Genomic DNA, 21,816 nt, shown 5'->3' on the forward strand with positions numbered 1-21,816 from the left:
AATTATTTGTCAATATCGGTTTTCCATTCAATCTGAACGCGGTCTTTATCGAACCGGGTGCGCTTTCCATCGACATCGTAGAAAGGCTTTCGGGAACTCTTGCTAATCGTGATTTCGTTGATGAGCAGGTCTACAAGTGCGCGACGCCAGCCATCAGGTCTATCCATCCATGCTTCGCGTGCCGTCTCTCCTTCGTTCAGGGAGACGTTGAATTGAGCACGTTGCAACTTGTCCAACTCAGTGTCAATAAGTGCCTTACGAGCGCTTAGACGTTCCTGAGTGCGCTTTAGTTCGTCCTTGTTCAACGTGCCGTCCGTGTAGTCATCGAGCAGAACATCACGGCGGTTCTTTATCTCCACAGATTCCTGCCGTAGTTCAGCAATACGCTCTCTGTCTACTGAAGAAGTGCCAACTACATCTGACAGTTCAGGTGTCTCAATCCGACTTAGGACCGACTCTCTAATGAAGTGCTCAAGTGATCCAGCATCAACACACATGCCGCCACAAGTGTCCATCCGGCGTTCTGTCTCACTACTAGTGGGACACTGATACGTGCGCCTCATTGGTCGGCCTGGCGCATCTCGCTTGGTCATACCTCGCAGGTAGCCACCACAGCTGCACTTGAGGATTCCAGTCAGCATGTATTTCTTCGATTGAGGGCGACCGTTGTATTCGAGCTTGCGCAGGTCGATTACTAGCTGAATCTCAGCCCACTCTTCTTTCGTGAAGATGGCTGGCCAGTTGCCGTCGTACATCTTTCCCTCGTGCAGACGGATAGCAGCGAATCGCTCAGCCTTCATGAACTGGCGAATAGTCCCAACGTCCCAAAGCGAGCCGGCACGGGTGCGAATACCCTGCTCATTCAAGCGCCATGCAATCTCTCGGTAGCTGAAGCCTTGAACGAACCACTCCCCCATCTGCCTGACAACGGGTGCTTCAATCGGGTCGAGTGTCTTATCAAGCGTGTAGCCATAGGGACGCCTGGACCAGTGCGGTTCACCTGACTCGGCCTGTTGCTTTATCTTTCGGCTTACTCGGCGGGAACTGTCGGCACTGGACTTGTTAGCTAGAGCGACCATGATGCGGGCCATAGTGCGTCCCTGTGAGGTGGAGAGGTCTATGTCGCCTTGGACTGTGGCGAATACCAGCGACGGCTTGTCCTCGTAAATGCGGATGACTCGTTCGAGGTCTGAGGGTTGGCGCCAGAGTCGGTCTATGTCGTAGGCAACGAAGCCATCTAAGTAGCCTGATTCAAGGTCGGCCAGAAGCTTCTCAAAGGCGGGACGGACCACCGCTCTCTTGTAGGCACTGAGGTTGTTATCTGTGTAGCTCTCGACAATCTGCCAGCTGCGGCGAGATGCCTGCTCAGCGTTGTCCTGCTGCTGCCTGGCGACGCCTAGGGCCTCTCCCTGGACATCTAAACTGATTCGGTTGTATGCACCAATTCTCGGATTCATCAGGGGTATATCTCACTTTCAGCGCTGACTATGAGGCCTCCCCGACGCCCTGTCAAGTACCGACGTATGGAAGCATGTACAGGTCACTGGAGATCTCCTCGTCGCTCTCAAGACTGAAACCGGTGTCGAGCACGACGTAGTCGACCCAGATGCGGAGCGCGTTGATGGTGCGCGTCACCCGCTCGGTGGAGAGCTCGGGCCAGCGGGATGGCCGCCCGATGCCGGTGAGCACCCAGAAGGCTCCCTGCGGTGAGTTGTAGCGCTGCGCGATGCGCTCGAACTCGGACCGGGTGAAGCTGTCCGAGCCGGCCAGGCGGCACGCGGCGGCGAAGCCCGGCGCCTCGTCGAGCATCCCCAGGCACGGTGCCACCGAACCGCTGTAGGTGTCGATGTCCGCCAGGGCGACGGTATGCCCGGCAGCGGCGATTTCCGCCGCGATGTTGATCGCCAGGGTGGTGCGCCCCGGGGCGCCGGCCGGCCCCCAGACGGCGATGACCGTGCCCTGCCGTTTTGTGCCGGGCAAGCCCGCCGGATCACCGACACGCAGCGGAATGGCGACCCCGGCGCCGATCAGCGCTTCAGTCTCGGCCCAGTCGGCGGCGGCGTCGACCACGTCGAAGAGGCCGAGCACGGCCGCATTGCGTCGGTCCTGGTCGTTGGCGGCGAGCGCGATCACCCGGGCGCCATGGGCGTCGCAGGCGGTGATCAGCTCGGCCGTGAGCGTGCTGCGGCCGGCTCCGACGATCACCACCTCGGGCGCGCGCTGCCGCAGGGCGAGGATCACTTCGCCAGCAGTCGTCGAACGAGCCACAATCACATGGCCCTGCTCGATGATGTCGATCAGCAGACGGTCTTCGGTGTTCCGGTCGAGTGCCAGTGCGATGGTGGCCACGTTTACTTCTCCAGCGGTGCGTTGACGGGCACGACCGCGATGGCATCACGGTTCGCGATGGACTCCAGCACCGCCGCGACGGCTCCCTTCGGCACCAGGATCTCAAGTGTTCGGATGCCGCCGCCCGCCACGAGCCCCGTGGGCTCGACCAGACGCACGACCGCGGCCTGGTCGACGAGCACCGTCGGCGGCCCGAACGTGTTCGGGTCCGTTTTGCGGGCGGACCAGACGTCGACCACGGAGCCGGGACCGATGTTCGAGGCCAGGGCGCTGGTCAGCTCAACGACCACGCTCGTGACCTCGGTGCCGGCGGTGCTCCCGACCGCGGACGCCGGCACGAGTTCCCCGGCGGCGATCGTGCGGGTGACGACCAGCCCGTCATCCGGCAGCCCGTCGGGGGTCACGTACAGGTCTCCCGTTACACCAAGCCGCACCTGCGTGGCCACGAGGTCGGATGCCTCCACTCGGTCCCCCACGGCGAGCGCCGAGCGCGCGGTGAACACCGCCGTGGTCCGGTCGGCGGCGGAGACGATCAGATAGACGCCTCCGACGGCGGCGACCACGAGCACCAGCCCGATCGCGAATCGCGGGTCGAACCAGAATCTCGGTCGTGCGTTCCTGGCGGTCGTGTTCACGGGCGCCTGCCTCCCCAATACTGACTCAATTGGTGCTGACTCGATGGAGCTGGATCGATGGAGCCGACTCAATAGTTTCGACTCGAAACTCCGTTTGACCCGGGAATCCGCCTCGACCTCCATCGTGGTCGTCTTCGCCCCCACGCGGGAAAGTTATCCACAGCCTCACTCCGCCCCGATTAGGGCCCGCCCGCCGACGGATAATCGATCCATGAACGATTCCGAGGCTGCCCCCAGTGTGGGCCGGTTCCTCACCCTGGCCGACACCGCTGAGATCCTTTTGCTGACGGTGGCCGAGGTACTGGAGCTGGTGCGCACCGGTGAGCTGCCGGCCATCCGGCTCGGCACCCAGAGCACCCCGGCGGGCGGCGCGGGCACGATCGGGTTCGGCAGCGCGGGCGTGTGGCGGGTCGAACGGGTCGTGCTCGAGTCTTTCATCGAGGCCAAGTACGAGGAGGCGCGGCGCATGTCGCTGTGGCAGCAGTCCGACTTCGGGAACATCCCCGAGCTGTCCGGCGGCACGATCATCCGTCCCGACGACTGACCCGGCGAGATTGATAAATATCGTCGTGTGGTTGTGTCGCTCCCGGAGGGTCAGGGCTGACTGTCCGGGACTGTTCATCCAGGCGGACCGCTGTCCCCGGCGTTGATCCGATTCCACGGAGATTCTTGGTCAAACAACCGTCCTCGAGCCCAAACGGAGTGTTTAGACTGAAATCTCCGTCGAATTCGTTCGGACGAGTTGCTGCGGGCCGCGAACGCGAAAGACTCGGCGGCTCAGCGCGGACGGTTGGCGCAGAGGTTTAGGGCAGAGGGTTAGGGCAGCCGAACGAGCTGGATCTCGGCCACCGGCACGATGCGGTACTGGTGCACCTCCGCTTCGCGGCGCAGGGTGCCCGGCGCGTGCAGGGCCAGGTCGATGTGGTCCCGGCCCACCCTGTCGATAGTGCCGGGGAGCACACCGGCACGGGTGTGCACCTCCACGTTGGAGCGCCGTCGGCAGAGGTCTCGCAACACGAACGCCAGGCCGATGCGGTCCACGACCCGGGCTGCGGATTCGGGCTCGGTGCCGAGCGATCCGGGGATCTCCCCCCGGCGCAGGACGACCCCGGCCACGGCGGCCAGCGGGAGCACGCACTGGGAACCGGCGGAGACGGAGTCCAGCAGGTCACCCGCCAGCCAGTCCCGCCCGAATGTGGTCGGCCGCACGGCGATCGTCTCCCCCGTCGCGAGAACGATCCGCAGCACACCTGCACCGGGGACCGACCCGGTCCAGGGCTCTGATCCTCTCCGGGGATCTGCGGCGACTTCGGGAGTGCGCGCGAGGCTGGTCAATCGGTTACGCAGGGACAGCCGACCCAGGCGCAGCCGTTCTTCTTCGGCGCGCAGGTCGATCTCCTCGGCGTGCAACTCGTGTTCGAGCTGCCCCTCGAGGTCGTCGAACAGGTTGTCCCAGCGCACAGTCCCGAAGTTAGCCCGCGCGACCGACATCCTGCCCGGGTTATCCACAGGACTTAAAAGCACTCGACACCACCGTTCCCGGCTGATTGAGTGTCGAGCACGGCCCGTACCCCCCGCGTGGGGGTGCCTGACCCTCGCCAACACCTGCTCCACCGATTGTCTGCTCCATCGCACGCCGGATCCACCCGAACCCCTTGAACCACCCGATTGCCACGGCAGGTGTGCCGCCGGCAGCGGACTCACGCACCTCGGAGGAGTCATGAGCGATCCAGCCAACACCCCGGCACGCCATCCCCGGTCAAGGGACAACAAGTTCGTCCAGGACGACTTCTTCGGCCACCAACCGAGCAGCAGGGACCAGCTGCCAGACCCGGAGCCACTGCTGGTCAACCTCACCCGCTGCGTGATCGAGGTGCTTGCCGGCGCCCGAGAGCTTGACCAGCTCGCCCGGTGGGTCAGCGACGACGTTTACCGGCACCTGCTGAAACGGGTGGTGCTTTCGGCACGGGCGCGCGCCGTCAAGGGGCAGAGGGCCCAGCGGCCCGCGTTCACGATCGGGCGGGTCACGATTTCCGAGCCGCGAGACGGCGTGATCGAGGCCGTCGTGATGGTGCACAGTAAGATTCGCGTTCGCGCCGTGGCCCTTCGCCTGGAAGGAATGGACCAACGCTGGCGGGCCAGCGCCATCAACGTGTTGTGACAGCCGGCTCTGCGGGAGAAATGAGCCCTCGCCCCGGGGGCGCGCTCCGAGGGAGTGCTCCCGCTGCCGAGGTAGGCGCGCAGTGAACCGCGACGCGACTCGAACGTGTGTGACCGCTGCGGACCAGCGCGGGACCAGCGCGGAGGTCCGGCCCGGCGGATCGATTCTCCCACGCTGGCCACAAGACCCGCCGGATGCGCGGCAGCGCTCCAGCAGTTCAGACCCCCGTCGCCCTCCGCCGCGCAGCCCGAACGAATTCGACGGATAGAGCAGGGGAGCCGAGATTTCGCCGGAATCGACCCGATAAACCCCGAAAAGGCAGTCTTATCGGAGAATCTCCGTCGAATTCGTTTCTCGCACGCGGAGCCCCGCCGTGATGAACGGCGTCCACGCGGTGCGGGCGGCTCTGGCCTCCGGGGGCCCCTCCACCGTTCGATGAGGGCTTACGGACCTGACCGGGCTACTTCTTGCCCTGAGCGCGCCGTTCGGAGCGATTGACCGGAGCGGGCTTCGAGTCGTCGCCGCGCTGGCCGAACGTGCCGCGCTGGGGCGGTCCGGCCGCCACGTCCGTCTCCGCCTCATCGTCGGGAGCCGCGGCGCTCGCCCGGCGGGCACGGTCGGTAGCGGCCTGTTGGATCTGTCCACGCTGGTTGCGTACCTCGACTCCGCCCGAATCGCTCGGGGCGGTGTAGCTGAGCTTCTCCACCGCGGACGCGGCAGGGGCGAGCCCCTTGGCGGCGACGACGGGACCGGCGACGGCGCCGGGGGCCTGGCTGACCTCGACCTCGAGGTTGAACAGGAAACCGACGGTCTCCTCGCGGATCTGGCCCATCATCTGCTGGAACATGACGAAGCCCTCGCGCTGGTACTCCACCAGGGGGTCGCGCTGGGCCATGGCGCGCAGGCCGATGCCGTCCTTCAGATAGTCCATCTCGTACAGGTGCTCGCGCCAGCGGCGGTCGATGACCGACAAGACGACGCGGCGCTCGAGTTCACGCATCGCCAGTGAACCCAACGACTCTTCTCGGTGCAGGTAAGCGACCTTGGCATCCGAGAGAATCTCACGGCGCATGAAGTCTCGGTTGATCTTGCCGCGGTTGCCGGCCTCGGCGACGACCTCGTCAATGGTCAGCCCCACCGGGTACAACGTCTTAAGCTCGGTCCACAGGGCATCGAAGTCCCAGTCGTCGCCGTTGCCTTCGCCTGTGTGCACCTCGAGCACCTCGTCGACGACGTCTTCCAGGAAGCGCTGCGTGCGCTCGTGGAGGTCGTCGCCCTCCAGGATGTGCCGACGGTCGCCGTAGATCGCCTCGCGCTGACGGTTCAGAACGTCGTCATACTTGAGCACGTTCTTGCGGATCTCGGCGTTGCGGCCCTCGACCTGCGCCTGCGCGCTCCGGATGGCTCGGCTGACGACCTTGGATTCGATCGCCATGTCGTCGGGAATCCCCTGGCGGCCCATCAGGCTCTCGGCGGCGCCGGCGTTGAAGAGGCGCATCAGGTCGTCGGTCAGCGACAGGTAGAAGCGACTCTCGCCCGGGTCACCCTGGCGTCCGCTGCGACCGCGCAGCTGGTTGTCGATGCGGCGCGACTCGTGCCGTTCGGTGCCCAGCACGTAGAGGCCGCCGGCGTCGACGACCTTCGCGGCTTCCACGGCGACCTCGGCCTTGACGGCGTCGAACACGTCGTCCCAGGCGGTCTCGTAGTCTTCGGGGGTTTCGACCGGACTCAGGCCTCTCGCGTTCATCTGGGCGACGGCGAGGAACTCGGCGTTGCCGCCGAGCATGACGTCTGTGCCTCGACCGGCCATGTTGGTGGCGACGGTCACCGAGCCCAGACGTCCGGCCTGCGCGACGATCGCGGCCTCCCGGGCGTGGTTCTTGGCATTGAGCACCTCGTGCCGCACGCCCTTCTTGGCGAGCAGGCGCGACAGGTATTCGCTCTTCTCGACGCTCGTCGTGCCGACCAGGACCGGCTGCCCCTTCTCGTGCCGGGCGACGATGTCCTCGACGACCTGGCCGAACTTAGCCTCTTCGTTCTTGTAGATCAGGTCGGACTGGTCGATGCGCTTCATCGGCTTGTTCGTGGGGATGGACACCACGCCGAGCTTGTACGTGCTCATGAACTCGGCCGCCTCGGTCTCCGCGGTACCGGTCATGCCGGACAGCTTCGAGTAGAGCCGGAAGTAGTTCTGCAGGGTGACCGTCGCCAGGGTCTGGTTCTCCGCCTTGACCGCGACGCCCTCCTTGGCCTCGATCGCCTGGTGGATACCCTCGTTGTAGCGACGGCCCATCAGGATGCGCCCGGTGTGCTCATCGACGATCAGCACCTCGCCGTTCATCACGACGTAGTCCTTGTCTTTCTTGAACAGGGCGTTGGCCTTGATCGCATTGTTCAGGAATGAGATCAGCGGGGTGTTCGCAGACTCGTAGAGGTTGTCGATGCCGAGGTAATCCTCGACCTTTTCGATGCCGGGTTCCAGCACGCCCACGGTGCGCTTCTTCTCGTCGACCTCGAAGTCGACGTCGGGGATGAGCCTGGTCGACAGGCTCGCGAACTCGGTGAACCAGCGGTTGGCCTCGCCGGAGGCCGGACCGGAGATGATCAGCGGCGTGCGCGCCTCGTCGATCAGGATCGAGTCGACCTCATCGACGATGGCGAAGTAGTGCCCGCGCTGCACCATGTCGGCGGCCTGCCAGGCCATGTTGTCGCGCAGGTAGTCGAACCCGAACTCGTTGTTCGTGCCGTAGGTGATGTCGGCCAGGTACTGCTCGTGGCGCTGGGCCGGCGTCTGGCCGGACAGGATGCAGCCGGTGGTCATGCCGAGGGCACGGAACACGCGACCCATCAGCTCGCTCTGGTAGCTGGCGAGATAGTCGTTGACCGTGATGATATGCACGCCGCGGCTGGTGATGGCGTTCAGGTAGGCCGCCGTCGTGGCCACGAGGGTCTTGCCCTCACCGGTCTTCATCTCGGAAATGTTGCCGAGGTGCAGGGCCGCCCCGCCCATCAGCTGCACATCGAAGTGGCGCAGTCCCAGGGTGCGGGTCGAGGCTTCACGCACGGCGGCGAACGCCTCGGGCAGCAAGTCGTCCAGCGACTCACCACCCGAATAGCGCTCACGCAGCACCACGGTCTCGTTCTTCAGCTCCTCATCGGTGAGGTGGCTGAAGTCATCTTCCAACGCGTTGGTGGCCTTCGCATACTGCTCGAGACGGCGCAGCAGACGCCCTTCACCAACACGAAGTACTTTTTCCAGAATTGAGGCCACGAATGCACTCCACTAGTCGTCACGGCGTGTGCACACGCCTGTCGTCGTTGCCGCACGCTCACAGCGTCCGGCATGCGGCAACTATAACAAGGCTAGACGGTCAGTTGCTGCGCTCCCGGGAGGGCGGCACGACCTCCCCGGCCTCATCGGCGTTCTCGTCCAGTTCGATCACGCCGTAGTCCCAGCCCTTGCGACGGTAGACGACGCTCGGACGCTTGGTCACGGCATCCTGGAACAGGTAGAAGTCGTGGCCGACGAGTTCCATGAAGTAGAGGGCGTCGTCGACGGTCATCGGTGCGGCCGCGAAAACCTTGCGGCGGATGACGACGGGGTTGTAGACGTCGTCCGGTTCTTCGGTCGCCGGAGTCTCCGCGCTCACGACGGGGATTGCTCCGGTGCGCACCCGCTCGAGCACCTCGGCGTCGGCCGGCTTGATGTCGACCACGCTGAAATCGACGGATGCCGCGTCGTGCAACGAGATGGGACGGTGGGCCCCGCCACGGTGCAGCTTCTGGCGGTCCTTGGCGCGGCGCACCCGTTCGAGCAACCGCCCCAGGGCGACGTCGAACGCCGCGTACTTGTCGGAGCCGTCGGCTTCGGCTCGCACGATCGGCCCCTTGCCGATCAGGGTCAGTTCGACCCGGTCGTTGCCCGTGGCACCGTTCTTCTCCCGGTGGCGACTCAGCTTGATCTCGAGAGCCAGCGCCTTCTCGGCAAGACCGGCGACCTTCTCGGCCTTCTCGGTGGCATACTCCCGGAAACGATCAGTGATCCCTAGGTTTCGTCCAACGATGTTAGTTTCCATGACGACCTCCAGATCTGGCGAACCGCCCATATCTGGGCGATTATTACGCGCCTTCACGACCACCGTAGCCGTGCGCGCCGGATAAGTCACAGCCTTTTGTCAATCTGTTTCCGATGAACTTTCGGCAACGGGGAAACGACGGCGTGTTTCCGCCAGAGTGGCCACGCCGACGACCTCGCCGCCCGCAGCGAGCAGGGCACGTCGCACCTCGAGCACGGTTGCCCCAGTGGTCAGGATGTCGTCGACGACCAGGACACGGAGGCCGGACAACGACCGGTTCGCGACCAGCGAACCCGTGCGATTCCGCCCTCGCTCTGCGCTGCCCAGTCCGACCTGGTCCTGCGTCTCGCCCACGGTTCGGAGCAACCGAGTCGGCCGGAGCCCCGAGTGACCGAGCAGCAGCTCCACCGGGTGATAGCCACGGATGCGCCACGCCTGCTGTGACGAGGGAACGGTCACGAGGTGCACCCCGGCACCCTCCGGTACGGGGGCCAGCGCCGCAGCCACGGCGGCCCGGAGCGGACCGGCCAGCGCGCCGGCGGCATCCGTTCGGCCACCGTCCTTGAACGCTCCCAGGACCCGCCTGGCCACGCCGGAGTAGTCCAACGCGGACCACACCAGGACACCCGATCGTTCGGAGCTGTGCGCCCGCGGTGCCAGGGCTGCCCGGCAGACCCCGCACAGGGCCCGGTCGGGCATGCCGCAGCCGCTGCACTCGGTGGGCATCAGAACTGCCCACGCGTCGAGGGCAGCCCGGGAGAGGCCGGCTGGAGGGCGCATCCCGCCATCGTGGGGCCAGGCCCGGCCGGCTCGGGCGCGGGGCTCGAACCGGTGCAGAACCGGCTTCCGCACGAGCGGTGGAGGGGCTACCCGCCGATGCCCTGCTGGGTGGCCAAGAGGGCGACACCGCCGAGTCGTTCCTGCCAGCCGGCACCGCGCTGCACCAGGAGTCCGCCCGTGGACGAGAGCGCACGCAGGTCACGCAGGTTGTTGCTGCCGACCATGGTGACGCTGTCCGGCGCGGACTCGAGGCGCGTGGTGAGTCCACCCAACTGCAGGGCCACGATCCGTTCCTCACCGCTGGGCAGGCGGGTCAGGCAGGCCACGGTAAGTTCGTCGATCCAGGCCGCGTCCACGGCCGTTCCTCCCGGCGCGGCCAGAAGCACCGCGTCGCCCAGCACGACCGGGGTGCGCTTGTCCCGGGTGATGGCGCTGACGACGAATCGGCTGTCCTTGCCCGACTGGAGCAGGGCGATCAGCCGAGTGCCGTCCCGCGACACGCGCAACGACTGGATCGCCGAGGCTTCCGGCCACGGTGTAGGGACAGCGGTCGCTTCGCCGTTCGGGCCGTACACGAACAGTTCACCGGGGCGCGCGGCGGGCACCGACCAGACGAAGCCGTAATTGTCGATGGCCGGCGCGATCAGCCCCTGGCGGGGATCGAGCTGCACCGGGTCGTCACCGACCCTGACGCCGTACACTCCCGTTCCCGTCAGCACGGCGGCCGCGGTCTGACCGGGCGAGAGGGTGACGGAGGTCGGGTCCAGGGCGACGATCGAGTCGGACAATCCGGCGATCGGGCTGATCGAGGAACCGCTTGCCGCCAGGAATCCGAATTCGCCCTCGCGCAGGATCAGCGCCCGGGCGTCGACGCGGGAATTCACGGTCGGGGCGTTCGCGCTCAACTCGGCGATGTCCTGCAGGTTGCGGTTGACGGTGATGGTGGCGGACAGCCCGGGCGGGAGGCTGTTGGACAGCTGGGCCATCATTCGCTGCAGAGTGACCCGGTCGGCGTTCAGCGCTTCGCTGTTGAGGTCGACCTTGGCGTCCCTGGCGATGACCTGCACGGCATCGGCGGTGAGCTTGGTGCCGTCGGGGAACGCCGTCACGACGGCTCCGGCGAACCAGGGGCTCGGGCCGTCGAGCAGTCCGTTGACGATCTTCGTCAGGGTGGCCCCACTGCGCGGGTACCAGCGCAGATCAGGCACCAGGTAGCTGAAGCCCGGGTCGAAGAAGTAGAGCGCCTGGGCGGTGAAGACATCTTGAAAGATGTTCCGATCGACGACCGTGCCGTTCGGGGCCGCGCCGATGCGCCACTGGCCGCCGACCTGCACGAACTGGTAGCGCAACGCCACCGCGGTGGGCGACTCGACCTCGCGGTACTCGCCGCGCTCATCCACCTCGGCGACCGGATTCACCGAGAACTGCATCTGACCCTCGCCGACGGAGACGATGCTGCGCCCGGTGGCGTCGTCGATGGTCACCCCGGAGTCGGGCTCCCAGGAGCTGCTGTAGTTCGGAGCCAGGAACTCCCGCGCTATCGCGTAGTCATTGTCGGGGCTCGTCGCCGCGTCGATGAAGCCGCGCAGGATAGCCTCGGGGGTGACGTCCTTCTGCGGTCGCGAGGGCAGGAACACGGGTGCCGGGGTGGCGCCGGGCTGCACGGTCTGCCCCGCGCGCACGCCTCCGTCTCGCGGGATTCCCGCGCATCCGGTCAGGGCCACCGCGAGCGCGATCAGGCCGGCGAACATCCGGGTTCGACTACGCATAGTGCCCTCCCTTTTCTCCGGCGGCCGTGCCACCGCCCGCATCGGCCGGGGGCAGCGGGCTCGGCGAGCTCGACAGCGTTCCGTTCGCGCTGCGCGGCAGGGTCAGCCGGAAGCACGACCCCTCCCCCGGGTGCGACCAGACCTGCAGCCAGCCGCCGTGCACGACGGCGTCTTCGAGGGAGATCGACAGGCCGAGGCCGGTGCCGCCGATGGTTCGCTTGCGCGACGGGTCGGCCCGCCAGAACCGGTCGAAAACGTGGGCCATCTCGGCCTGGCTCATACCCATGCCGTAGTCGCGCACCGACAGGGCCACCGCGCTCTCGTTGCTGTCGACGGACACGATGATCGGCTTGCCCTCTCCGTGCTCGATGGCGTTGCCGATCAGGTTGTGCATGATGCGGCGGATGCGGCGGGGGTCGACGTCCGCGTCGAGGTGCCCGCCCGGTGCCACCAGGGTCAGCACCGTGCCCTTGGAGTCGCCGAGCGAGCGCAGCCCTTCGATGGCGTCCTCGGCCAGGTGCACCAGGTTCGTGGGCTCGGTCTCCAGCTGCACCGACCCGGCGTCGTATTTGCTGATCTCGAGCAGGTCGCTCAGCAGCAGCTCGAATCGCTCGACCTGCGTGTGCAGGAGCTCGGCCGTGCGTTCGACCGCCGGCGGGAACGTGGCACGGTGGTCATAGAGAACGTCGCCGGCCAGCCGGATCGTCGTCAGCGGGGTGCGCAGCTCGTGCGAGACGTCCGACACGAAGCGCTGCTGCACCTCGGACAGGTCGGCGAGTTCCTTGATCTGGCTCTGCAGGCTGTCCGCCATGCCGTTGAAGGAGCGGGCCAGCGTCGCGATGACGTCTTCACCTTTTTCCGGGATGCGCACGCCGAGGTCACCGGAGGCCAGCCGCGCGCTGGTGGCCGCGGCCACGCGGATCGGGGTGACCACGAAGCGCACTACGATCCAGGTCACCCCGCCGATCAGCAGGATCAGCACCAGGCCGGCGATGCCGAGGGTTCGCTGCACGAAAGCCAGGGTTGCCTCGGCGTCGGCCAGGCTATACCCGATGTACAGCTCGTACCGGCCGGCGACCGGCACGGTGAGCTGGGAACCGACGACGATGCCGGGAACCTGCGCGCCGTCATCCGTCGCAAGCGTCACCGACTGCCAAAACTGCTCCTCGGCTTTCTCCTGCACCTGGAGGCGGAGAGCGGGCGTGATCACGCCGGTCGAATCACCGAATGACGAGGAGTCCTGCGGCGCCACGGTGGAGGCGTCCTGCCCGGGAGATCGGAAGATGGCGATCATCTGGGATGAGGATGCCGCGGTAATCAGGGTGCGGCCGGAGCCCACCAGGGTCTGCACCTCCACCCGATCCGCGGCGTCGGAGGCGTCGAAGATGCCCTGCGCGGCGGTCGTGGCCCGGTTCGAGTCGACGAGCACCTGGTTCAGTCTTGATTGAAACAGGTCGTTGCCCACACTCGCGGAGATGTAGACCCCGACCACCATGATGGCCATGCCGGACAGCGCCACCGTGATGGTCACCGTGCGGAACTGCAGCGAGGAACGCCACAGTGCGCCGATCCTGGCCGGCCAGTCCCGCCAGTCCCGCCAAACGCTGCGGTCGTACCCGGTGCCACCGAACACGAGGAACCTAGCCGGCCGCGCCGGCCCGATAGCCGACCCCGCGTACCGTCATGACGATGCGAGGGTTGTCCGGGTCGTCTTCGACCTTGGCGCGCAAACGCTGCACGTGCACGTTGACGAGGCGGGTGTCCGCCTTGTAGTGGTAGCCCCAGACCTGCTCCAGGAGCATTTCCCGGGTAAAGACCTGCTGGGGCTTGGACGCAAGTGCCAGCAGCAGGTCGAATTCGAGCGGGGTGAGGTTGATCTGCCGCGAACCGCGCCGCACCTCGTGCCCGGCAGCATCGACGACCAGGTCCCCGATCTGCAGGTTGGCGGGGATCTCCGATGAAATCGGGCGCAGGCGCGTGCGGATCCGGGCGACCAGTTCCTTCGGGTTGAACGGCTTGACCATGTAATCATCAGCGCCGGACTCGAGGCCCTTCACGACATCCGTCGTGTCGGTTCGCGCGGTGAGCATGATGATGGGCGTGCCGGATTCGGCGCGGATCTGGCTGCAGACCTCGATGCCGTCGAGACCGGGCAACATCAGGTCCAGCAGAACCAGATCGGGCTTGACGGCGCGAAAGACTTCCAGGGCCAGGGAGCCGTCGGCGCAGAAGACCGGCTCGAAGCCCTCGGCGTGCAGCACTATGCCGATCATCTCGGCCAGCGCGGTGTCGTCGTCTACGACAAGAATGCGTGAGTTCATCAAACCGTTTTCCGCTCAGTCACCCAAAATACCCCGGTGAGTCATGCAATCACTGGCTCAAGAGTAGTCGACGGCGCCGCAGGAAAGCTCAACGCGCTCATTCCACACCGAGGTATGCCAGCATAGGTTTCGTGACCGACCCGCAGAACTGGCACTCCCCGACCGATGACGGGCGCAGCATCCCGGTCGGCGACGAGCAAAAACCGTCCCTCGCGCCCTCCGGTTTTGTGCCCCCGGCAAAACCGACCGGTGCTCCCGGTGCGGAAACGCCGCCGGTCTGGGGTCCCCCACCGACCTGGACGCCCCCACCCAGACCGGGGCTGATCCCCCTGCGCCCGCTGAGTTTCGGAACCCTGCTGTGGGCGCCGTTCCAGGTTCTGCGCCGCAACCCGAAGGCGACCTTCGGCAGCGCCCTGCTCGTTCAGGCGGGCGTCGCCCTGATCGCCGTCGTCATCGTGGGTCTGGTCTCCTACTTCGCGCTCGCACGGGTAGAGAACTCTCCGCTGGAGGACCGCGACGCGCTCGAGGCCGGCGCGACCCTCAGCATTGTGCTCTCGGCCATCGTGCCGCTGGCTCTGGCGGTGGTCGCATCCGCTCTGTTGCAGGGCGTCATCGTGATCGAGGTGGCCCGCGCCACGCTCGGCGAGAAGCTGCGGTTGGGCGCCCTGTGGCGCGCCGTGCTGCCGCGCCTCTGGCCGCTGGTGCTCTGGACCCTGATGCTGAGTTCGGCCCTGATCGCGGCCATCGCCCTCGTGGCCGGACTGGTGGTGTTCTTCGTCTCCCTCGGCGGAGCGGGCGTGGGTCTGGCGGTGGTCACCGGCATCCTCGGCACGGTCGCCCTGCTCGCGCTCGGCATCTGGCTGTTCACGAAGACCTCGCTCGTGCCGAGCGTTATCGTGTTGGAAAGGCTCGGCATCCGGGCGGCGGTGGGGCGGTCCTGGTCGCTGACCCGCGGATACTTCTGGCGCACGTTCGGCGTGCAGTTCCTGGTCGCGACGGTCGTGAACGTCGTCTCCCAGATTGTGACGACACCGCTGTCGCTCCTGTTCGGTGCCGCCATCTCCGTGGTCGACCCGAACGCCGCCTTCGATGCGTACCTCCCGTCGGTCATCCTGTACGTTCTTACCATCCTCATCGGCCTGGTGCTCGGCGCCGTAGCAGCCGTGGTGCAGTCGGCCGCGACCGCCCTGATCTACATCGATCTGCGGATGCGCAAGGAAGGCCTCGACCTCGAGCTGGCCCGATTCGTCGAATCGGCCGCCGGCGCCGGTGTAGACCCCTACCGCTCGAAGCCGGCACACGCCTCGGAGGCTGCCTGGGCATGATCGCAGGGTCGCACATCCACACGGTGATCCGGGCGGCGATACCGGTCGATCCCGGCGCGCCCGAAGCGCGGAAGTGGCTGCGGGAAGAGCTGGCCAAGGCTCCGTACGAGGCCGCCAAGCCCACCTGGTTCGACCGGTTGTCGACATCGATTCTGGACTGGTTCGCCTCCCTCACCGCGCCGTCGGCCGACGGTTTCGCCGCGTGGGTGCCCCTGCTCCTGACCGTGGCCGTGGTGGTCCTGGTCGTCGCCGCCCTCCTCATTTTCGGCCTGCCCCGGCTCAACCGGCGCAGTCGGCTCGCGTCCGTCCTCTTCGGCGTCGACGACCGTCGCGGCGCCGCCGACCTGCGTCGTGCCGCGCTGGCCGCTGCCTCCCACCGGGACTGGAACCTGGCGAGTGCGGAGATGTTCCGGGCGCTGGCGCGCGGACTGTCCGAGCGCACCATCCTGATCGTGACGCCGGGCACCACCGCGCACTCCTTCGCGGCGCGGGCCGCCGAGGCCCTCCCCGGCGAACGGGTGCGACTGAGCGAGGCGGCCGAGCTCTTCGACGGGGTGCGCTACCTAGGGATCGACGGCACCGAGCAGCGCTTCCTGGCCCTGGCGGCGCTCGAGAGCGACCTGCGGACCGCCCGGCCGCCACAGCTCGAGGACCCAGCCCCGACGAAGCAGCCATGAGTCTTCTCATACAAACGGCCTCACCGTCGGCCGAGAACGCCGTCTCCTCCACACCGACCCTGCGCGAAGCCGGGCGCCGGGCGCGGTACTGGCTGCTCGCCGGCGTCGGCGCACTGATCGTCGCCGTCGTCAGCACTGTCCTCGCGGCGGGCGGCGGCGTGGGCGGTAAGCCCCTCGAGGCCGACAGCGCGGCCCCAGCCGGCGCGCGGGCGCTCGTCGAGGTACTCCGCCGGCAGGGTGTCGACGTCACCGCGGCCGACACCCTCGCGGAGGCGCGGAGCCTGGCCGGCGCCGCCGCCGACCCCACTGTGTTCTTCTTCGACGAGAGCGGCTACCTCACCGACGACCAGCTGAGCGCGATGTCCGCCCTGGCTCCGCGCACGGTGGTGGCCTCCCCCGATTTCCTGGCGTTGCAGACGCTGACCCCCTCGGTGGGCTTCGGCGGCGTGTCCCAGACCACGGTGTCCCGTGCCGCCTGCACGGTCGCGGCCGCCGTCAAGGCCGACAAGCTCTCCCCCGGCGGTTCCACACTCACGATCCCGGCCGACGCCACCGAGCTGAGCGGATGTTTCACCTCGGGAGAGAACGCCTTCGCCCTGGTCGAACAGGCCACCGCCGACCGGACACTCACCCTGCTCGCCGACGGCACCCTGTTCAGCAACGAGCAGATCGGCCAGGCCGGCAATGCCGCTCTCGCACTCAACCTGCTGGGCGCGGGCGACGCGCTCGTCTGGTACCTGCCGACGATCGCCGATGTGCCGGGAACCGGAACGCTGTCGCTCGGCGAACTGACGCCCGGTTGGGTCACCCCGACCCTGATCCTGCTGGTGCTGGTCACCGTGGCCGCGGCCGTCTGGCGTGGGCGGCGCTTCGGGCCTCTCGTCGCCGAGAACCTGCCGGTCACCGTGCGGGCCAGCGAGACGATGGAAGGCCGGGCCCGGCTCTACGCACGCAGCAACGCCCGCCTGCGCGCCCTCGACGCGCTGCGGGTCGGCGCCGTGCAGCGCCTTGCCGGCCAGGTCGGGTTGTCCCGGCTGGCGAGCCTCGACGATGTGATCGCCATGGTCGCCACCGTGGTCGACCGGCCGCCGGCCGACGTTCGGACCGTGCTGGTGGACGCCGTCCCGGCATCCGACTCCGATCTCGTCGCCCTCTCCGACCGCATCCAGGAAATTGAGCGGGCGACGGCCCGCGCGACCACGCCCCTGCCACCCGGAAGAATGGACTCATGAGCACTCATACCCCTGTCGATACCCTGCGAGGCTCCCTCGCCCAGGTCCGCACCGAGGTCGGCAAGGCCGTCGTCGGACAGGACGGCGCGGTAACCGGGCTGATCATCGCGCTGCTCGCCCGCGGCCATGTGCTGCTCGAGGGCGTGCCGGGCGTCGCCAAGACTCTCCTGGTGCGGTCCCTGAGCCACTCGCTCAGCCTGGAGACGAAACGGGTGCAGTTCACGCCGGACCTGATGCCGGGCGACGTGACCGGCTCACTCGTCTACGACGCTCGGGTGGGCGACTTCGAGTTCCGCAAGGGCCCCGTCTTCACCAACATCCTGCTGGCCGACGAGATCAACCGCACCCCGCCGAAGACCCAGTCGGCTCTCCTTGAGGCGATGGAGGAACGCCAGGTCAGCGTCGACGGGCTGTCCCTCCCCCTGCCGGACCCGTTCATCGTCGCGGCGACAATGAACCCGATCGAATATGAGGGCACCTACACGCTGCCCGAGGCCCAGCTCGACCGGTTCCTGCTCAAGCTCGTGCTTGACGTGCCGGAGCGCGACGCAGAATTCGAGGTGCTGCGGCGCCACGCCGAGGGCTTCAACCCCCGCGATCTGGCCGGTGCGGGCGTCACTGCGGTTCTCGGCGCGGAGGAGCTGGAGACGGCCCAGGCCGCCGTGGCAGCCGTGGGCGCCAGTCCGGACGTCCTCGCCTACATCGTCGACCTGGCCCGCGCAACGAGGAGCAGCCCGTCGGTCAAGCTCGGCGTCAGCCCGCGCGGCACGACCGCGCTGCTCGCCGCGGCCAAGGCGTGGGCCTGGTTGAGCGGCTATGACTCGATCACCCCCGACCATGTGCAGGCGATGGTGCTGCCGGTCTGGCGGCACCGCGTGCAGCTGCGGCCGGAGGCGGAACTCGAGGGCGTGTCCGTGGACGCGATCCTGCGTGCCGTGCTCGCCCAGGTGCAGGTGCCGATCTAAGTGACGCTCACCGGTCGGTTCGTTGCCCTCCTCGCGCTCGGCGTCGTGCCGATCGTGCTACTCGGGAGCACCCCGGGGATGGCGACGGCCGTGCTGGGACTGTGGGTGCTCGCCCTGGTGGGTCTCGGCATCCTGGACCTGGCCCAGGCCGGATCGCCGCGGAAGATCGTGCTCACCCGCAGCCTGCCCTCCCGAGTGCGCCTGGGCGAAAGCGTGACGAGCGACCTGTACCTGACCAACACCGGGGGGCGGCGACTGACCATGGTGGTGCGGGATGCCTGGCAGCCGTCGGCCGGGACGGGCAACAACCGCACGCCGCTGGTACTCCCTCCTGGCGAACGACGCCTGGTGTCGCTGCGAATGACGCCCACCCGGCGCGGCGAACGCCGGGTGGACCAGGTCACGGTGCGCTCGTTCGGGCCGCTCGGGCTGTGGGCCCGTCAGGCCACCCTCCGGGCACCGGGCCAGATTCGGGTGCTCCCGCCCTTCAACGCGCGCAAGCACCTGCCGTCGCGCATGACCCGACTCAAGGAGCTCGACGGGCGCACCAGCCTGCTCGTGCGCGGCCAGGGCACCGAGTTCGACTCCATTCGCGAATACGTGCGCGGAGACGACGTACGCTCGATCGACTGGCGAGCCACGGCCCGGCACAACGACGTCATGGTGCGCACCTGGCGCCCGGAACGAGACCGCCGGGTGGTCATCCTGATCGACAGCGGCCGCACCTCGGCCGCCCGCATCGACGACGAGCCGCGCCTCGACACGGCTTTCGAGGCGTCGCTGCTGCTCGCCGCGCTGGCGGCCGGGGCCGGCGACCATGTGGACTTCATCGCCTACGACCGTCGGGTGCGCGGCCGCGTGCAGGGTGCGCAGGGAGCGGAGCTCCTTTCGCGCATGGTCGACACCATGGCCCTGATCGAACCGGAGTTGATCGAGACCGACTGGTCGGCCGTTCCCGGGGAGGTGCGCGCGGTGACGAGCCGCCGGGCCCTGGTCGTATTGATCACATCGATCGACGCGGCCGGAGCCTCGAGCGCCCTGCTGTCGGTGCTCCCCCAGTTGACCCGCAGAAACACCGTGATCGTCGCATCCGTCACCGACCCAACCACCCTGGAGGCCACGCGCCCGCGCGGCAACCGGGAGGAGATCTACCGGGCGGCGGCCGCCGAACGGGCACTGCTCGACGTGGCCCGGGTCTCGGCCGCCATCCGACGCCAGGGCGCCGAAGTCGTCACCGGCTCCCCCGCCGACCTGCCACCCGCACTGGCCGACCGCTATATCGCACTCAAGGCCGCCGGCCGGCTCTAGGCGCTAGGCCGCGTAGATCCGGGTGCTGCCGGCCTCGAATTCGGCCAGGTCGCCGGTCTCACCCGCCCGCACGGCACGCCGGCCGAGCACGAGCATGTAGGCGAGGAAGGCGAGCAGGGCGGCCGCGCCGATCCCGATCTTCACCGTCCACGGCCACGGAGCCGGGGTGACGAAACCCTCGATCACCCCGGAGACGAAAAGCACGAAGACCAGACCGATGGCCACCGTCGAGAGGGCGCGGGCATCCTCGGCCAAGGCCTGCGCGCGCGTGCGCGCCCCCGGGGCGATCCAGGCCCAGAAGATGCGCAGTCCACCTGCCGCGGCCACGAAAATGGCGGTCAGTTCGAGCATGCCGTGCGGTGCAATGTACAGGAAGAACACGTCGCCCTTGCCGTAGGCGAACATGACTGCGGCCGTGATGCCGACATTCTGCGCGTTCTGCAGCACGATGTAGGGAACGTAGACGCCGAGGATCCCGAAGGCGATGGCCTGCGCGGCGATCCACGCGTTGTTGGTCCAGACCAAGCCGGTGAAGGATGCCGCGGGATTCTCCGAATAGTAGTTGACGAAGTCCTCGTTGACCAGTTTCTGCAGCTCGGCGTCGGAGCCGACGGCCGCCAGGGCCTCAGGGTTGCCGGAGATCCAGAAACCGTAAAGGCCCGCGACCACAATCGTCACCACCGCCACGGCAAGGGTCAACCACCGTAGGCGGTAGAGCGCGGCCGGCAATTGCAGCACGAAGAAGCTCGGGATCTGGGAAATAACGTTCGCGCTCGCCCCCGTGAAACGAAGCCTCGCCCGGGACAGCGCCACTGAGAGCCGGTCACCCTCCAGCGTCGAACCGGCGGTCGATTTGATCGCCGACAGCTGGGTCGCGCCGGACTGGTACCGCTCGATCAGTTCGTCTGCCTGCGCGCCAGAGAGCCGCCGCTGCGCACCGAGCTCAGCCAGGCGGTCCCACTCGGCGCGGTGCGCCGCTGAATATGCGTCAAGGTCCATCTGCTCTAATAGTAGACATGGAGCAGCCCGGCAAGGTGGCCGATCACGGCCAGTATTCGTGGAGCGAGCAGGAATTGGTCACCGGCGAGGCCGTTGCCCTCGATGTAAGGGCCGCCAGCATTATCCTGCGCGCCGCCGGAACGATCATCGACTATGTTGCCTACATCCTCCTCTTCCTGGGGGTCGCCTTTCTTGTGGCCGGTCTCACGGGCGTGGCAGTCGACGACGCACTCGGACGGGCGCTCGGGATCGCAGGCCTGGTGGTCTGTCTGCTCATCGTGCCGATGGCCGTCGAAACGGCCAGCGGCGGACGGTCCCTGGGCAAGCTCGCCATCGGCGCCCGCATCGTTCGCGACGACGGCGGCGCGATCCAGCTGCGCCACGCGTTCATCCGCGCCCTGCTCGGCATCATCGAGATCTACCTGACGTTCGGTGGCATCGCCGCCACCACTGCGCTTCTGAACAGCAAGTCCAAACGCCTGGGCGACCTGCTGGCCGGCACGTACAGCCAGCACGAGCGGGTTCCCCGCCTCACTGATCGAACCGTTCCGCTGCCGCCCGTGCTCGAGACCTGGGCCCAAACGGTCGACATTGTGCGGCTCCCCGATCGCCTGTCCCGCCGCATCGCGCAGTTTCTCCGCCAGGCCGACAAGCTGACTCCGGCGACGCGGCTGCGCCTCGCAGACAGCCTGGCCACCGAGGCCGCCCCGTTCGTGTCGCCGAAGCCGGAGGTCTCGGCGGAGGTCTCGGCGGAGGTCTTCCTGGCCGGGGTCGCCGCGGTGCGCCGCAGCCGGGAGTCCACGGCGCTGAAGCTTGAGCGGGAGCGTCTCGACCGTCTGCAGTCCATTCTGCATAGCCTCCCGCACGGTTTCCCCCAGCGGTAGGCCGCCCGACCTCTCCCCTGCCGTTCCCGCGACGTATCCGACGAAGAATGTGGCGCATGCGCCGGCGGGGCGGCTTGGCCGGGCCGTGTGTGTGTGGCTAACTCAGGAGATCCGTTGCCCGCCGTGACCGGCTGCCGCGGATCGGTGCGGCGCGGGTGCGGATGCCCGGCGCGGCCTGGTTGGATTTCCTGAGTTGGCCACGACCGCTACCGGATGGTGTGCCCCGCCGGGTGGGTGGGGCGGGGTGGTGGTTAACGCACAATGGCCACCCGTGAGGGTGGCCATTGTGTGTGTTGCTACGTTGAGTCCGGCGGTGTCCTACTCTCCCACAGGGT

Annotated in this window: 19 protein-coding genes; 8 read left to right on the forward strand and 11 right to left on the reverse strand. The window is 67.4% G+C overall.

What is annotated here, in order from left to right:
• Positions 1-2: 2 nt before the first annotated feature.
• The 3 genes from E3O62_RS02670 to E3O62_RS02680 are packed head-to-tail and all read right to left on the reverse strand — an operon-like array spanning position 3 to position 2,984.
• Positions 3-1,457, reverse strand: coding sequence for a recombinase family protein (locus E3O62_RS02670; RefSeq protein ID WP_134397453.1), 1,455 nt, complete (start codon positions 1,455-1,457; stop codon positions 3-5).
• A 52-nt stretch (positions 1,458-1,509) separates the two neighbouring features.
• Positions 1,510-2,349, reverse strand: coding sequence for a hypothetical protein (locus E3O62_RS02675; protein ID WP_134397454.1), 840 nt, complete (start codon positions 2,347-2,349; stop codon positions 1,510-1,512).
• Positions 2,350-2,351: 2 nt separating this feature from the next.
• The gene (locus tag E3O62_RS02680; RefSeq protein WP_134396001.1) at positions 2,352-2,984 is read right to left on the reverse strand and encodes a hypothetical protein; all 633 of its coding nucleotides are present in this window, start codon (positions 2,982-2,984) and stop codon (positions 2,352-2,354) included.
• Positions 2,985-3,195: 211 nt separating this feature from the next.
• On the opposite strand from E3O62_RS02680, the gene E3O62_RS02685 reads away from it, so the two are divergent.
• Positions 3,196-3,528 carry a helix-turn-helix domain-containing protein gene (locus tag E3O62_RS02685; protein WP_134396002.1) on the forward strand — a complete coding sequence of 111 codons (333 nt, stop codon included), beginning with the start codon at positions 3,196-3,198 and terminating at the stop codon, positions 3,526-3,528.
• Between the two features lie 272 nt (positions 3,529-3,800).
• Here the strand turns inward: E3O62_RS02685 and E3O62_RS02690 are convergent, their stop codons facing one another.
• Positions 3,801-4,445, reverse strand: coding sequence for a hypothetical protein (locus tag E3O62_RS02690; RefSeq protein WP_134397455.1), 645 nt, complete (start codon positions 4,443-4,445; stop codon positions 3,801-3,803).
• Positions 4,446-4,704: 259 nt separating this feature from the next.
• Here E3O62_RS02690 and E3O62_RS02695 point away from each other — a divergent pair, with 259 nt between their 5' ends.
• Positions 4,705-5,145, forward strand: coding sequence for an Rv3235 family protein (locus E3O62_RS02695; RefSeq protein WP_241973272.1), 441 nt, complete (start codon positions 4,705-4,707; stop codon positions 5,143-5,145).
• 460 nt (positions 5,146-5,605) lie between these two features.
• Here E3O62_RS02695 and secA read toward each other — a convergent pair whose 3' ends face one another.
• From secA to mtrA, 6 genes are all read right to left on the reverse strand, one after another.
• Positions 5,606-8,416, reverse strand: coding sequence for a preprotein translocase subunit SecA (gene secA, locus E3O62_RS02700; protein ID WP_134397456.1), 2,811 nt, complete (start codon positions 8,414-8,416; stop codon positions 5,606-5,608).
• 100 nt (positions 8,417-8,516) lie between these two features.
• The gene (gene hpf / locus E3O62_RS02705; protein WP_134397457.1) at positions 8,517-9,221 is read right to left on the reverse strand and encodes a ribosome hibernation-promoting factor, HPF/YfiA family; all 705 of its coding nucleotides are present in this window, start codon (positions 9,219-9,221) and stop codon (positions 8,517-8,519) included.
• Between the two features lie 99 nt (positions 9,222-9,320).
• Positions 9,321-10,001, reverse strand: a complete 681-nt coding sequence (locus E3O62_RS02710) for a ComF family protein (protein ID WP_134396006.1) — start codon at positions 9,999-10,001, stop codon at positions 9,321-9,323.
• A gap of 86 nt (positions 10,002-10,087) precedes the next feature.
• A complete protein-coding gene (locus tag E3O62_RS02715; RefSeq protein WP_166786398.1) occupies positions 10,088-11,770 on the reverse strand; it encodes an LpqB family beta-propeller domain-containing protein in 1,683 nt (560 codons plus the stop codon).
• Complete coding sequence (gene mtrB / locus E3O62_RS02720; RefSeq protein WP_241973273.1) at positions 11,763-13,403, reverse strand: MtrAB system histidine kinase MtrB; 1,641 nt, start codon at positions 13,401-13,403, stop codon at positions 11,763-11,765. Before mtrB ends, E3O62_RS02715 begins: the two co-directional genes overlap by 8 nt.
• A 7-nt stretch (positions 13,404-13,410) precedes the next feature.
• Positions 13,411-14,091, reverse strand: coding sequence for an MtrAB system response regulator MtrA (mtrA, locus tag E3O62_RS02725; protein WP_134396008.1), 681 nt, complete (start codon positions 14,089-14,091; stop codon positions 13,411-13,413).
• Positions 14,092-14,222: 131 nt separating this feature from the next.
• Between mtrA and E3O62_RS02730 the strand changes: the two genes are divergently transcribed.
• The 5 genes from E3O62_RS02730 to E3O62_RS02750 are packed head-to-tail and all read left to right on the forward strand — an operon-like array spanning position 14,223 to position 19,598.
• The gene (locus E3O62_RS02730; RefSeq protein ID WP_134396009.1) at positions 14,223-15,416 is read left to right on the forward strand and encodes a hypothetical protein; all 1,194 of its coding nucleotides are present in this window, start codon (positions 14,223-14,225) and stop codon (positions 15,414-15,416) included.
• Positions 15,413-16,093 (forward strand): DUF4129 domain-containing protein, encoded by a 681-nt coding sequence (locus E3O62_RS02735; RefSeq protein ID WP_134396010.1) that lies wholly within the window; start codon positions 15,413-15,415, stop codon positions 16,091-16,093. The genes E3O62_RS02730 and E3O62_RS02735 overlap by 4 nt, the downstream gene beginning before the upstream one ends.
• Positions 16,090-17,325, forward strand: a complete 1,236-nt coding sequence (locus E3O62_RS02740; RefSeq protein WP_134397459.1) for a DUF4350 domain-containing protein — start codon at positions 16,090-16,092, stop codon at positions 17,323-17,325. Before E3O62_RS02735 ends, E3O62_RS02740 begins: the two co-directional genes overlap by 4 nt.
• Positions 17,322-18,290, forward strand: a complete 969-nt coding sequence (locus E3O62_RS02745; protein WP_134397460.1) for a MoxR family ATPase — start codon at positions 17,322-17,324, stop codon at positions 18,288-18,290. Before E3O62_RS02740 ends, E3O62_RS02745 begins: the two co-directional genes overlap by 4 nt.
• Positions 18,291-19,598 carry a DUF58 domain-containing protein gene (locus E3O62_RS02750; protein WP_134396013.1) on the forward strand — a complete coding sequence of 436 codons (1,308 nt, stop codon included), beginning with the start codon at positions 18,291-18,293 and terminating at the stop codon, positions 19,596-19,598.
• Between the two features lie 3 nt (positions 19,599-19,601).
• Here the strand turns inward: E3O62_RS02750 and E3O62_RS02755 are convergent, their stop codons facing one another.
• Positions 19,602-20,597 (reverse strand): stage II sporulation protein M, encoded by a 996-nt coding sequence (locus tag E3O62_RS02755; RefSeq protein WP_134397461.1) that lies wholly within the window; start codon positions 20,595-20,597, stop codon positions 19,602-19,604.
• A gap of 17 nt (positions 20,598-20,614) precedes the next feature.
• Between E3O62_RS02755 and E3O62_RS02760 the strand changes: the two genes are divergently transcribed.
• Positions 20,615-21,481, forward strand: coding sequence for an RDD family protein (locus E3O62_RS02760; protein WP_134397462.1), 867 nt, complete (start codon positions 20,615-20,617; stop codon positions 21,479-21,481).
• Positions 21,482-21,816: the final 335 nt, after the last annotated feature.

The organism is Cryobacterium sp. TMT2-15-1 (assembly GCF_004402345.1).
Classification (GTDB): Bacteria; Actinomycetota; Actinomycetes; order Actinomycetales; family Microbacteriaceae; genus Cryobacterium; species Cryobacterium sandaracinum.